We start from the raw sequence: 13,530 nt of genomic DNA, 5'->3' as shown, positions 1-13,530 counted from the left end.
GGGGTAGTCTGGATGGCCGTCCCCGACAGTCCGTGCGCCCAGCTCTGAGAGATCTGCCTGATGCCTGCCGAATCGGTCTTCCCCCAGCTTGAAGCCCTTCTCCCGCATGTGCAGAAGCCGATCCAATACGTCGGTGGCGAGCTGAACTCCACGGTCAAGCCGTGGGATTCGTGCGAGGTCCGCTGGGCACTGATGTACCCCGACGCGTACGAGGTCGGGCTGCCCAACCAGGGCGTCATGATCCTCTACGAGGTGCTGAACGAACGCGAGGGCGTGCTCGCCGAGCGCACGTACAGCGTGTGGCCCGACCTCGAAGCGCTGATGCGCGAGCACCACGTCCCGCAGTTCACCGTGGACTCGCACCGGCCGGTCGGCGCCTTCGACGTCTTCGGCCTCAGCTTCTCCACCGAGCTGGGCTACACGAACATGCTCACGGCCCTGGACCTGGCGGGCATCCCGCTCAACGCCGCCGACCGGACCGTGGACCACCCGATCGTGCTGGCCGGCGGGCACGCCGCGTTCAACCCCGAGCCGATCGCCGAGTTCATCGACTGCGCCGTGATCGGCGACGGCGAGCAGGCCGTCCTGGAGATCACCGAGATCGTCCGCGCCTGGAAGGCGGAGGGCCGCCCCGGCGGGCGCGAGGGCGTACTGCTGCGGCTGGCGAAGACCGGCGGGGTGTACGTGCCGGGCTTCTACGACGTCGAGTACCTGCCCGACGGGCGCATCGGCCGCGTCGTACCGAACAGGTCGGGGGTGCCGTGGCGGGTGTCCAAGCACACCGTCATGGACCTCGACGAGTGGCCGTACCCGAAGCAGCCGCTCGTCCCGCTCGCCGAGACCGTGCACGAGCGGATGTCGGTGGAGATCTTCCGCGGCTGCACGCGCGGCTGCCGCTTCTGCCAGGCCGGCATGATCACCCGCCCGGTGCGCGAGCGCAGCATCACCGGCATCGGCGAGATGGTCGAGAAGGGCCTGAAGGCGACCGGCTTCGAGGAGGTCGGCCTGCTGTCGCTCTCCTCGGCCGACCACAGCGAGATCGGCGACATCGCCAAGGGCCTCGCCGACCGGTACGAGGAGGACAAGGTCGGCCTCTCGCTGCCCTCCACCCGGGTCGACGCCTTCAACGTCGACCTGGCCAACGAGCTGACCAGGAACGGCCGCAGGTCGGGCCTGACCTTCGCCCCCGAGGGCGGCTCCGAGCGGCTGCGCAAGGTCATCAACAAGATGGTCTCGGAGGAGGACCTGATCCGTACGGTCTCCACGGCGTACGGCAACGGCTGGCGCCAGGTGAAGCTCTACTTCATGTGTGGGCTGCCCACCGAGACCGACGAGGACGTGCTCCAGATCGGCGACATGGCGGTCAAGGTCATCGCCGAGGGCCGGCAGGTCTCCGGCCAGAACGACATCCGCTGCACGGTCTCCATCGGCGGCTTCGTACCCAAGCCGCACACCCCGTTCCAGTGGGCGCCGCAGCTCTCGGCCGAGGAGACCGACGCCCGGCTGAAGAAGCTCCGCGACAAGATCCACGCCGACAAGAAGTACGGCCGCTCCATCGGCTTCCGCTACCACGACGGCAAGCCCGGCATCGTGGAGGGCCTGCTCTCCCGCGGCGACCGCCGCACCGGCGCCGTGATCCGCGCGGTCTACGAGGCCGGCGGCCGCTTCGACGGCTGGCGCGAACACTTCAGCTACGACCGCTGGATGGCCTGCGCCGAGAAGACCCTCCCGCACTTCGGCGTGGACGTGGCCTGGTACACCACCCGCGAGCGCACCTACGAAGAGGTCCTGCCCTGGGACCACCTGGACTCCGGCCTCGACAAGGACTGGCTCTGGGAGGACTGGCAGGACGCGCTGGACGAAACAGAGGTCGACGACTGCCGCTGGACCCCGTGCTTCGACTGCGGCGTCTGCCCCCAGTTGGACACCGAGATCCAGATCGGCCCGACGGGCAAGAAGCTGCTGCCGCTGACGGTCAAGCAGGGTTCCTGACCGGACGCCCACCTGATGTGATCGACGGCCTCTACGTGTCGTGGGCGCCGTCAACGCTTCCGTCGGGTGGGGAGCCGGCTGTGCGACGTCGCTGTACGAGGAGGTCGGCTGCTTCGTAAGCGCCGGCGAGGTGGTGTCGGGTGGTCACGGTGTCGGGATGGGTATCACCGAGGACCTGCTCGGATTGGGCGAGGGTTGCCTCGTACAGGGGGATGGCGCGGTCGAGGTCTCCGGCCGCGCGATAGGCGTAGGCGAGGTTGTTGCGGCTGGTGAGGGTGGAGGGATGGGTGTTGCCGAGGACTTGCTCGCGCTGGGCGAGGGTTGCCTCGTAGAGGGGGATGGCGCGGTCGAGGTCTCCGGCCGCGCGATAGGCGTAGGCGAGGTTGTTGCGGCTGGAGAGGGTGGCGGGATGGGTGTTGCCCAGGACTTGCTCGCGCTGGGCGAGGATTGCCTCATAGAGGGGGATGGCGCGGTCTAGATCTCCCACGTCCTGGTAGGCGGTGGCCAGGTTGTTGCGGCTGGCGAAGGTGTCGGGGTGGGTGTTGCCGAGGACTTGCTCGCGCTGGGCGAGGGTTGCCTCGTAGAGGGGGATGGCGCGGTCCAGATCTCCCAGGTCCTGGTAGGCGTTGGCGAGGTTGTTGCGGGTGGTGAGGGTGGCGTGGTGGGCGTCACCCAGCACCCGCTCGGATTGGGCGAGGGTTGCCTTGTACAGGAGAATGGCGCGGTCCAGATCTCCCGCGTCCTGGTAGGCGTTGGCGAGGTTGTTGCGGCTGGTGAGGGTGGCGGGGTGGGTGTCACCGAGCACCCGCTCGGATTGGGCGAGGGTTGTCTCGTGCAGTCGGATGGCGCGATCCAGGTTTCCGGCCGCGCGGTAGGCGGTGGCGAGGTTGTTGCGGGTGGTGAGGGTGTCGGGGTGGGTGTCACCCAGTACTCGCTTGCGCTGGGCGAGCGTTGTTTCGTACAGGGGGATGGCGCGGACAATATGGCCTTGTCTGTAGAGACGGCGGGCGGCGGTGTTGTAGGCGTCGGTGAGGGGGGTGTTGTGGTGGTGGTCGGGTGCCGTGGCGGCGAGGGTGATCAGGTGGGGGATGAGGGTGTCCCACTGGCCGGCGGTTGCCTCACCCTGACCAGCAGGCAGGGTGAGAGCCTGGAGGACGGCCTGTTCCGCTGCGGCGCGTCCGGGGAGGTGATGGGGCTGTTCGCCCGTCGTGTGGGGGGTTCGGAGGACGGTTTGGATGAGGCGGTGGATGGTCATGGTCGTGCCGGTGTCGGTGACCATGCTGTAGGAGGCGAGGGTGCCGATGGCTTCGGCGATGTCATCAGGGTCGGTCTCGGGCGGCGTGAGCAGAGCGTGGGGGATGCCTTCGGGGGCCAGCCACGCGCCCGTGTACAGCACGGATACCGCGAGCGGATCTTCCGCTTCCAGGGCGTTCAGGGTGAGCTGCCACACGCGGGCCACGGTGCGCTCGGCTTCGATCCCTGGGACGGCCTTGTGCAGCTTGGTGGGCAGACGGCGGAGGTAGGAGTCGATCGTGATGCCGCGGTTCCTCGCGAGATAGGCGCCGGCCTGCTTCAACGCCAGCGGCAGATAGCCGAGCTCTGCGGCCAGTGCTGCCGCGTCGGCCCGCTCCCTCGCCGTTGTCTCACGGCCTTTGAAGGCAAGGTGGCACAACAGGACGGCGGCGTCGCTGGGTTCGAGGTTGCCCAGGGTCAGGATGGGGGCGTTGTCGGGCCAGCCCGCAGTGCGGCGGCTGGTCGCCAGATGATCACCGCTCCGCAGGGCCCCCGTGTAGGGGGCGAGGTCCTGCGGGTCCTCGACGTTGTCGTACACCAGCAGCCAGCCCGGGTGCCAGGCCAGCCACTGCAACGCCCACGCCACCGTCGCCGGCCCTCTCGCCCCTCCTGGCCAGTCGGGCACAAGACGGCGCGTCAGCGCGGCCAGTGACTGCTCGATGGTGTCCGGCGAGACCGCGTTGATCCACCAGACAAGACCGTAGTCCCCCAGACGCAAGTGCTGGTGGGCGTAGTGCGCGGCGAGTGTGGTCTTGCCGATTCCGCCCAGCCCGTGCACCGCACCGCTCTGGGTGATCGAGCCCTCGCCCTGGGCCGTCAGCATGTGGCGCAGCTCGGCCAGTTCATCCTCGCGCCCCCAACAGAGCCCCGGCTCCGGGAGGTTCGAGGTGCCTGGTGCCGCCTCGACCCGCTTCGGTGCGTACAGAGATTCAGCGGGCAGCACATCACCGGTGATCGCGGTCTGGATGGAGTGCGCGGCGATCGACCGCTCCCCGGATGCACTGTTCGAAGCGGATGGCTGTTCCGGGGGTGTCATGGTTGCGGGGAGTGCCCGTCGCCGGTGATCGCGGTCCCGATGTGCTGCGCCGCGATCGACCGCTCGCCGGATGCCGTGATGTTCACCGCTCCCGCGGCCGGGGACGGGAACAACTCGGCGAGCTCGGCACGGAGTTCGGCGTCCTCCCGAAGCGCTCGCTTCAGCGCCGTCCGCAACTCGGCTGCCGTGTCCGGATCATCCGGATCCTCGGCATGCTCCGACACCGCCCGCTCCAACTCGGCCCGCTCGGTCTCGTCTCCCCGCCGCCACACCGTCTGTACGATCCGCTGCCCCATGGAAACCGTCGCGTCAGCAGCCGCGTCCTGCGCCCGCGTCAGCACCGCGACCCCGTAAGCGCCCACCGCGGCCGATACCGCCGGCCCCGCCTGCGCCACCCACTGCACGACCTCCATACCGCCGACCCCCGTCTCCTTTGGCGGACACCGAAACCCGAGAGCATCAGCGTAAGGAGTCCTGAACCACCCTGCTCCGCCTTCGCGTAGATCCGGCCCCGAGGCGCGAGGCACACGTCGTCAGGCAGCGGCGTCCAGCCGGTGCTCCCAACGGAACGCCGGCTCGTCCTCGACCCAGTACGTGTGGGACCGGTCGGTGATGTGGAGCCGTACGGCGGTGATGTCGGGGCGGCCCGCTGTCCGCCACACGGTGAGCACCTGCTCGATGGTGTCCCACAGGGCTACGGGGCCGCCTTGGCGGACGGTCCAGCCGTCACTGTTGGCCGTGAACTGGGCGAAGGACTCGCGCTCGGGGTCGAACAGGTACAGAAGCCGGTGGCCGTCGAGAGTCACGGCGCGTACGAGTTGCGCTCCGGGTGCGGCGAGTTGGGCGAGGAAGGCGGGCATCCACTCGTCCAGTAGGACGGGCGAGAGCTTTGTGGTTCGCTCGGCGTCGGCGTATGCCGTCCGGGCGGAAAGGTCGCCTGCCACCGGCGGGACGGCCTGGGACCGCGCCTGCATGAATGAGGAGCGGCCGATGATTCTGCCCTCGGCGGTGCCGTCCTTGCCCACGGTGACTTTCGCGAGGCCGGTGCCGTAGTGCCAGGAGCCGCCGACGGTGGCCAGGACAATGCCGCCCGGCTTGGTCTGCCTGATCCAGGTGTAGGGGATGCGCCGGACCGCGCAGGTGGCGACCACCCGGTCGTAAGGGGCGCGCCGTGGGTGGCCGAGGAGTCCGTCCCCGGTCACGGTCCACGTCGAGAACCCGGCCGTCTCCAGCGCGGTGTCGGCACGTGCCGACACCTCCGGATCCACCTCGATCGTCGTTACGTTGTCCTCGCCGAGCCGGTGGCACATCAACGCCGAGGAGTAGCCGGTGCCTGTGCCGATCTCCAGCACGCGATGGCCTTCCGCCATCTCCAGAGCCTCGATCATGTTCACCACGGTGACCGGGGTGGTCGACGACGACGTGGGGGAGCCCGTCACAAGGTGGCTGACCTGGTCGGCGGTGAGACGGCCGTCGAGCTGAGTGGTCAGCGACTCGTCGCTGTAGGCGATCCGCGCCCATGCGGCCGGCTCGGTTCCCACCGCGGTGACCGGTCGCCACCTGCCGCCTTCCTCGGGCAGGAACACACCAGGGTTCAAGAACAGCTCACGCGGTACAGCCTCAACGGCCGCGCGCCACTGGGGAGTGGTGAGAACGCCGGCCTTCTCCAGCCGATCCGCGAGTGCGCGCCGCTCGGGTGCGGTATCGGTCATCTGGTGTCTCCTCGTGTCAGCAGATCGGCGAATGCGGCGGACATCCCGAGTCCGGTGTTCTCCTCCAGCCACCCCCACTGGCCGTTCGGATTCAATTCCAGCCACCAGTAGTTCCCGGCCCGGTCCACGGCGAGGTCGAAGCTTCCGGACACCAGCCCGACGTGCTCCAGGTAGGCCAGGAGCGCCTTTTCCGTCCGGTCGGGCAGGTCGACGACGGTGTAGGAGAGGGCCGAGTAGTCCTTACGCCAGTCCAGCAGGCCGGAGTCGATACGGACAGCGAACACGCTCCGGCCGACCACCAGCACCCGTACGTCGGCCGCCTTGTCCACCCGTACCTGGAACAGGTGCGGCGCGACGCGCACGCTGTCGTCGATCTCGGCGGCGGTGACCGGCTCCGTCCACCCGGTCACCGGGACTCCGTCCCGCTCGTACGGGGTCCACCGCAACGTCTTGTAGATCACCTGGCCGTGCTCGGTGATGAAGTCCCCTGCTTCGACCGGATCGTTGGTCACGAGCGTGGGAGGCACCGTAAGGCCGAGCCGCTGGGCGAGGGCGAGTTGGGCGGGCTTGTGGTCGGCGGCGGCGTTCCGCAGCGGGTGGTTGACCCAAAGCGGTCCGTCGAGCGCGTAGAGGGTGCCGCCGAGTCCGTAACGGACCTGTGCGGCGGCGAAGCGCGTGTCGTCGTCACTCAGGTGGGGAAAGTCGGGCCAGCCGGGCCGGCGCCAGTACACCGCTCGTACGTGGGGGAGATCGACGGTTCTCGACGGGGTACGCATCCGCCCGACCACAGGGTCAGGACCGGTGCCGAACCGAGCCGAGACGGTCAGATCCGCGCCGATGTCGGCGGGGTTGAACCTGACCACCGGCACACGTCGCCGGTTGAGTTCGGTGATCACCATGTCGGCCGTGCAGTCGTCCGCCTCGGTGGCGACCAGCACCGGCCTCTTGTCGGTCGCTGTCATCAGTCCTGCTGGTTGTCCTGGTCATGCCCCTGATCCGGCGCGGAGTCGGAGTTCGTGGTCGTCGAGGTCTCGGTGGCGGCGCTGGTGCCGTGCCGGCCCATCTCGACCACCCGGCCGGTGCGGTCACGGAACACACCGAGCTGCGTGCGGCCATCGACCGTGACCGTGGCGTGCGGGCGGTGGACGGCGTGCGGATACGGCGCGAGCCGGCCGACGCCCCACGGGCGACCGGTTGGCGCGTGCTCGCCAGGCGTCTGAGGTGAACTCTCGACAGCAGGTGTCATCGTGCTTGCTCCTACTCGATGAGGTGAAGCGGATGGTGCGCTGCTCGGCACGATGAAGAACGTAGAACCCACCAGCGGATCACCCCAAGCGGATTGCGCGAGTTTGCAGCAAGCATGTTGACCGGCCTGGACAGCGCGACCACGATCGATACGTCATGCAAACCAATGCAAGGCAGCAGACAGGAGAAACGCCATGAAGCTACGGTTCCTTGGTAAGAACTCCAACGTGGGCGACTGCCCGACCCTCTACGCCACCGACCGTGACTCGTACCTCGTGCAGGGCTGGAAGGTCTATGCGAACGACCTGCTCATGCGACTCGACGTGGCGAAGGGTCACACCGTGGTCGAGGTGCCGTCCGAGCTGTTCGACCACTTGGAGAAGGACGGCCTCCCGGCCGGGCGGTTCAGCCGTCTGGCAGACCCCCTCATGATCCTGACTCCGACCGGTACGTACGTGGTCCAGGGACTGGAGGTCACTGACTCCGAGGCCCTGTCCCAGATGGAGATTCCGGACTACGAAACCGTGGTCGAGGTCCCCAAGGCCGCGATCACCGCTCTGTTGGAGGAGCCGCGTGGAGCTGATCTCCGGCGTCAGGCGCAACCAGCTCATTGAGGCGTGCGAGCGTGACGCCTTCCATTTGGAACTCAGGGACGACTACTCGGTACCTGACGAGGACGGGCCGTTCGAGAGTTGGCTCCGCCACGAACCGGTCGACCACTCCTTCATGGAATCGTGGACGCACATGGTGAAGCGGCTGGCCGAGGGTGGAAAGACCGTCCGGCGCGTTCGTGTCGTGACTGAGCCCCACACCCCGTACATCGAGTGGGAGCATGCCACGGCCGCGCTCAACGTGGAGGCAGGCGAGGATATTCGGTGGCTCCCTCGCCACCTGCTTCCCGGAGGCGTTGTCCTCCCGTTCGGCGGACGGGACTGGTGGCTCATCGACGACCGTCTGCTTGCTGTGGGACACCTCGACACCACCGGACAGATCCTGGGACATGAAGTGACCGAGGATCCTGGGGCCGTGGCGGCCGCCGTCGCTCTTCGCGACTCGGTGTGGTCCGTCGCCGTCCCGCATCACGCGTACGGAAGCTGACAGATCAGTGAGTAAGCAGGCGCAGGAAGCACGTGAGGCGCTGGGTGCCCGGCTACGTGGACTCCGGAAGGACGCCGGATTCGGCAGTGGCCGGGCACTCGCGCGTGTCCTGGAGTGGCAGGAGTCGAAAGTCTCACGGCTGGAGAACGGTAAGCAGAACGCCGGCGAACAGGATATCCGCGCCTGGTGTGCGGTGACCGGCCACGAGGAGCACATCCCCGAACTCATCGCGGCGGTCCGCCATATCGATGAGCTGTGGCTGGAGTGGCGCAGGGAACTGCACAGCGGCGCGGAGGGCCGGCAGAGGAAGGCGCTCCCCGTGTACGCCAGAACCAAGGTCTTCCGGATCTGGAACCCCAGCATGATCTGGGGCACCTTCCAGACCGCGGAGTATGCGGCCGAGGTGTTCCAGCAGGCCGCCGGATTCTACGAGTTCCCCGACGACACGGAAGCCGCGGTGGCGAAGCGACTGGAGCGGCAGCGGTACTTGTACGAGGGGCAGCGGATCTACAACGTGCTCCTCGGCGAGCAGGCTCTGTATTCGAAGTTCGGCGGACCGGACATCATGAGGGACCAGCTCGACCGCCTCATGGCTGTGTTGGGCTTGCCGAGGGTGAGTCTCGGCGTGATCCCCTACGCTGCCGAGACCGCCATATGGCTTGGTCACTCCTTCTCGATGTTCGATGACAAGCGTGTCCTGGTGGAGACATTTTCCGCTGAGCTGTCCGTTACACAGCCACGTGAAATCGAGTTGTACGGCAGGGCGTTCGCGCTGCTGCGTCGTTCGGCGGTGTACGGGGAGGCCGCCAGGGCGCTGATCCTCAACGCGAGGAAGTCCTTCGACCGCGGCCATTGGTGAACGGCCGGGCGACTTCTGGTCCGGCGCGGCAGTGAGCGCGTCACTCCGCGGTGGGCAGGCCCGTGAGGAACATGTGGATCATCAGGTCGTAGGTGTCGTCCAGCTTCTCCGGGAGGCCGAAGGCGCCCTCGGCTTCCAGGAGTGCGAAGCCGTGGACCGTGGCGCGTAGGCAGCGGACCGCGTGGATGGCGGCCGAGTCCGACAGGCCGTAGGCGCGCAGGGTGGCCAGCATGATGTCGATCAGGCGCATGGCGGCGTCGGCGGTCGCCGGGTCGGGGGCCTGGTCGAGTGCCGCGTAGCGGTGCGGGTGGCGTACGACGTACTGGCGCCAGGCGAGCATCAGGGCGCGGGTGGCCTCGTCGGCCGAGCGGCCGAGTACCGCGTGGCCGATCTCGTCGGCGATCTCGGTCATGATCCGGGCCGACATGAGCTGGCGCAGTTCGGCGAGGCTGCGTACGTGCTTGTAGAGGGACGGGGTCGAGACGCCCGCGCGGGCGGCGACCGCCGAGAGGGTCAGGGCCGTGGGGCCCTTCTCGTCCAGGAGGTTCATCGCCACCTCGACGACCGCGTCGGCGGAGAGGGAGGCCCTAGGCACGCGCGCCCTCTTTGAGGAAGGTGAGGATCTCGGTGGCGACGGCGTCGGGGAACTGCGCGTGGGCGTAGTGGCCGGCGCCCTCGATCATCGTCAGCCTGCCGAGCCCGGCGGGCAGGGCGGCCACGATGGCCTCGCCCTCGGCCTTCGGGTCGGCCCAGTCCGGGTCGAGGGTGCCTTCGACGATCAGCGTCGGGCACCGGACGGAGCCGAGCGCGGCGCCCGCGTCCTTCGGCGCGGACATGCCCATCTTGGCGACCACGGCCATCCGGCCCGGCCTGCGCAGATCGGCCTCGACGGAGGCGATGTGCTCGGCGTACCCGGCCGGTTTGACGCCCGGGTAGGCGTGGTCGAGGTAGCGCTTCCAGGCGCCGACACCGCGGAACAGCCCGGTGGCCGTGAGCAGCGACAGGCCCTTGCGGTAGCGGCTGTTGGAAACGAAAGCCCCCAGGTCGATCTTCTGGGCGCGGGTGAACGGGCCGATCTCCACGACCGCGCTCACCAGGCCCGGCTCCTGGGCCGCCGCGATCGTCGCGCCGCCGCCCGCGAACGAGTGGCCCACGAGCACGGCAGGGCCGCCGCCGAGGTGGCGGACCAGCGCGAGGATGTCGCCCGCCGCGTCCGTGCGGGTGTACGCGTCCCAGCCGGTGCTGGACTCGCCGTGGCCGCGCTGGTCGAAGGAGGCGACCCGGTGGCCGGCCGCCACGAGCCGGTCGGCCAGCGCCCGGAAGGCCGACCTGTTGTCGCCCATGCCGTGGGCGAGCACGATCAGCTCGCCCTCTCCGGACACGTCGTACGCGAGCTGTCCGCCGTCGAGCTTCAGGAACTCCGTCATGGTCACTCCCTGGTTGGTTAAGGTGTGTAGCCATAAAGCTAATGGCATTAGCCAGACGCGTCAACACCCCTTCCTGCACAATGAGGCGATGCCGCACCTCATCGCCCCCGACGTCCGGATCCACCGCTCCTTCATCGCAGCGATGAAGGAGTTCGTGGAGGAGGGCGCCGACGAACGGTCGCTGCTCGTCCACGAGATGGAGGAGTACGCCGACACCTGGCACAGACCCGAGGTCTTCGCGCGGTACGTGGCCGGGCTCAACGCCGAGCCGCTGGAGGAGACCCCGCGCGTCGCGGGATGGGTGCCGATGACCACGGTCTGGTACGTCGAGGGCGACACCTTCCTAGGCCGGCTCTCCATCCGGCACCGGCTCAACCGGTTCCTGGCCGAGGTCGGCGGTCACATCGGCTACGCCGTACGTCCGAGCGCCCGCAGAAGGGGGCACGCGACCGCGATGCTGCGGGGCTCACTGCCCGTCGCGTACCGGCTCGGCATCGAGTCGGCGCTGGTCACCTGCGACACCGGCAACATCGCCTCGCGCCGGGTGATCGAGGCCGCGGGCGGCGTGCTGGAGGACCAGCGGGCCGGAAAGCTCCGCTTCTGGATCCGAACGGGCGTCTAGGGCGTCCTTGGGGGGCATGGACCCCGACAAGCCGCCGCCGGCGCGCGCGAACCGTCGGCCGACGGACCGTCGGCCGACGGACCGCCGGCCGCCCGAGCCGTACGAAGGCGGCGAGGGCTGTCTGACCGTGGCCGTGCGGATCCCGGTCCGGATCGTGGTGCTGGTGCTCGTCGTGCCCGTCCGGATGATCTGGGACGTCCTGGCCGCCGGCGCCCGGCTGCTGGGGCGGACACTCGGCACGCTCGGGCACGTACTGGTCGAGATCCCGCTGGCCTGGTTCTACGAGAAGCTGCTGACACCGCTCGGGCGCGGGCTGCTGTGGCTGACGGCGGCGGTGTGGCGGTACGCGCTGGTGCCGGTGGTGTCCTACGGGCTCGTGGTGCCCGTGGTGTGGATCTGCCGCGACGTGCTCGCCCCGGTAGGCCGGGCGGTCGGCGGCGCGCTGGTCCGGCTCTACGAGACGCTGCTCACACCGCTCGGACACGGACTGGGGTGGCTGGGGACGGCGCTGCTGGTGTGGCCGTGGGTGGCGCTGTGGCGGTACGTGCTGGTACCGCTGGGGTACTACGGGCTCGTGGTGCCCGTCGGGTGGACGTACCGCGACGTGCTCACCCCGGTCGGCCACGGCATCGCCTGGGTGCTGACGGGCATCGGCCGGGGGCTGGTGTTCACCGCGCGCGCCGGGTGCGCCGCCGTCGTATGGCTCGTACTCGTCCTGCTGGTCGCCCCCGTCGGCTGGCTGTACCGCAGGATCCTGGCACCGGTGGGGCGCGAGATCGGCGCGGCCCTCGCCTTCGGCTGGCGGGCCGCCGGGTACGTCTCACGCGCGGCGGGACGCGCTCTCGCCCGGCTGGCCTGGCATGTTGTCGGCCGGCCTGCGCGCTGGGCGTACCGGTACGGGTGCACGCCGGTGGGCCACTGGATACGCGGCAGCGTCCTCGCCCCGGCGAAGGCGGCGTCGCTCGCCGCGGGCCGGGCGGCGCGCGAGACGTTCCGTACCGCGCGGCAGACGGTCCGGCAGGCGCGGAAGGACGCGTGGCGGGTACTCGCCGGACCGCCCGGGAAGCCGGGACCTCGGGAACCGAATGAGGACCGTACGCGTACTCTGGGTAGTACAACGACTGTCCCCGGCGCGGTGCCCGCACCCGAAGTGTCCCTGAGCGATCAGGGCTAGCGCCTTCATCGAGGAGAGAACCACTGGGCAAGCGACAGCCCGAAGGCCCGCCGCCCGCACCGACGGTGCAGCGCATCAGACTGCGCTACACCAAGCGCGGTCGCCTCCGGTTCACCAGCCACCGCGACTTCCAGCGCGCCTTCGAGCGGGCCCTGCGCCGTGCCGAGGTGCCGATGGCGTACTCGGCGGGATTCACTCCGCACCCCAAGGTCTCGTACGCCAATGCCGCACCCACCGGCACGGGCAGCGAGGCCGAGTTCCTGGAGATCGCGCTGGCCGACCGTCGCGACCCCGAAGAGCTGCGGGCCCTGCTGGACGCTTCACTGCCGGCGGGCCTGGACATCACCGACGCCGTCGAGGCCAGTACCTCGGGCCTCGCCGACCGGCTGACCGCTTCCGTATGGGAGCTGCGGCTGGTCGGTGTGACGCCGCAGGAAGCGGGACACGCCGTGTCCGCCTTCCTAGCGGCCGAGACGGTGGAAGTGACCCGGCTGATGAAGAACGGCGTACGCACCTTTGACGCCCGCGGCGCCGTGGCAGGACTCGAAGTGGTCGACGTGTCGGCCACCGCACCGGCCGATAGGCCGCAGGACACGCCCTGTGCGATACTGCGGCTGGTGGTTCGGCACGTGACACCTGCCGTTCGACCCGACGACGTCCTGTCCGGTCTCCGAGCCGTGGCCGACCTGGCGCCGCCGGTCCCCGCAGCGGTGACCAGGCTGGCGCAGGGGCTCTTCGACGAGGAGTCCGGCAGTGTGACCGACCCGCTCGCGCCCGACCGCGAGGCGGTCCTGGCCGGCCCTTCCAAGGCCGCCGGACCCGCCGCCGCGAAGGCGCCGGAAGGTGCAGGTTCCGCGTAGGGCGGTCGTTGTAGCGCAGCCCTGGCATCCGGGAGCCACCTGGGCCGGGCGGCGCGCAGACCAGAAGACTTTCGCCAGGCCGTACGTAACCGCGTAGGGAACCGGCGAGCCAGACACAGCAGCTCCCGTGCGGCGCCCGCGCCCCGGACGGCGGCAATCCGCGCATCGCGCGGGCCGCGGCCGGACCGGAATCAGGCGCGGCGCCCGGGAGC

General features: G+C 69.4%; 14 protein-coding genes. 7 read left to right on the top strand and 7 right to left on the bottom strand.

The window, feature by feature from the left end; translation table 11 throughout:
* The first annotated feature begins 60 nt into the window (after window positions 1–60).
* Entirely contained in the window at window positions 61–1,992 is a 1,932-nt protein-coding gene (locus tag ACZ63I_RS14815) for a TIGR03960 family B12-binding radical SAM protein (RefSeq protein WP_469338739.1), read from the top strand.
* A 31-nt stretch (window positions 1,993–2,023) separates the two neighbouring features.
* On the opposite strand, the gene ACZ63I_RS14810 is transcribed toward ACZ63I_RS14815, so the two are convergent.
* The 5 genes from ACZ63I_RS14810 to tgmA form a co-directional block, all read right to left on the bottom strand.
* Window positions 2,024–4,321 (bottom strand): tetratricopeptide repeat protein, encoded by a 2,298-nt coding sequence (locus ACZ63I_RS14810; RefSeq protein WP_469338737.1) that lies wholly within the window; start codon window positions 4,319–4,321, stop codon window positions 2,024–2,026.
* The gene (locus ACZ63I_RS14805; RefSeq protein WP_469338735.1) at window positions 4,318–4,734 is read right to left on the bottom strand and encodes a hypothetical protein; all 417 of its coding nucleotides are present in this window, start codon (window positions 4,732–4,734) and stop codon (window positions 4,318–4,320) included. The genes ACZ63I_RS14810 and ACZ63I_RS14805 overlap by 4 nt, the downstream gene beginning before the upstream one ends.
* A gap of 120 nt (window positions 4,735–4,854) precedes the next feature.
* Complete coding sequence (tgmC, locus tag ACZ63I_RS14800) at window positions 4,855–6,033, bottom strand: ATP-grasp peptide maturase system methyltransferase (RefSeq protein ID WP_469338734.1); 1,179 nt, start codon at window positions 6,031–6,033, stop codon at window positions 4,855–4,857.
* A complete protein-coding gene (gene tgmB / locus ACZ63I_RS14795; RefSeq protein ID WP_469338732.1) occupies window positions 6,030–6,995 on the bottom strand; it encodes an ATP-grasp ribosomal peptide maturase in 966 nt (321 codons plus the stop codon). The genes tgmC and tgmB overlap by 4 nt, the downstream gene beginning before the upstream one ends.
* Entirely contained in the window at window positions 6,995–7,279 is a 285-nt protein-coding gene (gene tgmA, locus ACZ63I_RS14790) for a putative ATP-grasp-modified RiPP (protein ID WP_469338731.1), read from the bottom strand. The genes tgmB and tgmA overlap by 1 nt, the downstream gene beginning before the upstream one ends.
* A gap of 193 nt (window positions 7,280–7,472) precedes the next feature.
* Here tgmA and ACZ63I_RS14785 point away from each other — a divergent pair, with 193 nt between their 5' ends.
* From ACZ63I_RS14785 to ACZ63I_RS14775, 3 genes are read left to right on the top strand one after another with little or no spacing between them, the layout of a single operon-like run.
* Window positions 7,473–7,892 (top strand): hypothetical protein, encoded by a 420-nt coding sequence (locus ACZ63I_RS14785; protein WP_469338729.1) that lies wholly within the window; start codon window positions 7,473–7,475, stop codon window positions 7,890–7,892.
* Window positions 7,852–8,376: a DUF6879 family protein gene (locus tag ACZ63I_RS14780; protein ID WP_469338728.1), complete on the top strand. Its 525-nt coding sequence runs from the start codon at window positions 7,852–7,854 to the stop codon at window positions 8,374–8,376. The genes ACZ63I_RS14785 and ACZ63I_RS14780 overlap by 41 nt, the downstream gene beginning before the upstream one ends.
* Window positions 8,377–8,383: 7 nt before the next feature.
* A complete protein-coding gene (locus ACZ63I_RS14775; protein ID WP_469338726.1) occupies window positions 8,384–9,235 on the top strand; it encodes a helix-turn-helix domain-containing protein in 852 nt (283 codons plus the stop codon).
* A 40-nt stretch (window positions 9,236–9,275) separates the two neighbouring features.
* On the opposite strand, the gene ACZ63I_RS14770 is transcribed toward ACZ63I_RS14775, so the two are convergent.
* Together ACZ63I_RS14770 and ACZ63I_RS14765 are read right to left on the bottom strand one after the other, a co-directional pair.
* Window positions 9,276–9,830 (bottom strand): TetR/AcrR family transcriptional regulator, encoded by a 555-nt coding sequence (locus tag ACZ63I_RS14770; RefSeq protein ID WP_469338725.1) that lies wholly within the window; start codon window positions 9,828–9,830, stop codon window positions 9,276–9,278.
* On the bottom strand, window positions 9,823–10,662 hold the full coding sequence (locus tag ACZ63I_RS14765; RefSeq protein ID WP_469338724.1) for an alpha/beta fold hydrolase: 840 nt from the start codon (window positions 10,660–10,662) through the stop codon (window positions 9,823–9,825). Before ACZ63I_RS14765 ends, ACZ63I_RS14770 begins: the two co-directional genes overlap by 8 nt.
* Before the next feature lie 88 nt (window positions 10,663–10,750).
* Here ACZ63I_RS14765 and ACZ63I_RS14760 point away from each other — a divergent pair, with 88 nt between their 5' ends.
* The 3 genes from ACZ63I_RS14760 to ACZ63I_RS14750 all read left to right on the top strand — a co-directional run bounded on the left by ACZ63I_RS14760 (window position 10,751) and on the right by ACZ63I_RS14750 (window position 13,318).
* Entirely contained in the window at window positions 10,751–11,284 is a 534-nt protein-coding gene (locus ACZ63I_RS14760) for a GNAT family N-acetyltransferase (protein ID WP_469338722.1), read from the top strand.
* Between the two features lie 16 nt (window positions 11,285–11,300).
* The gene (locus tag ACZ63I_RS14755) at window positions 11,301–12,458 is read left to right on the top strand and encodes a hypothetical protein (protein WP_469338720.1); all 1,158 of its coding nucleotides are present in this window, start codon (window positions 11,301–11,303) and stop codon (window positions 12,456–12,458) included.
* A gap of 65 nt (window positions 12,459–12,523) precedes the next feature.
* The gene (locus ACZ63I_RS14750; protein ID WP_469338719.1) at window positions 12,524–13,318 is read left to right on the top strand and encodes a TIGR03936 family radical SAM-associated protein; all 795 of its coding nucleotides are present in this window, start codon (window positions 12,524–12,526) and stop codon (window positions 13,316–13,318) included.
* Window positions 13,319–13,530: the final 212 nt, after the last annotated feature.

It is taken from the genome of Streptomyces sp. NPDC087906 (genome assembly GCF_055584925.1).
Note: the sequence above shows the minus strand (reverse complement) of the source record. Positions and strands in the feature narration are given on the sequence as shown.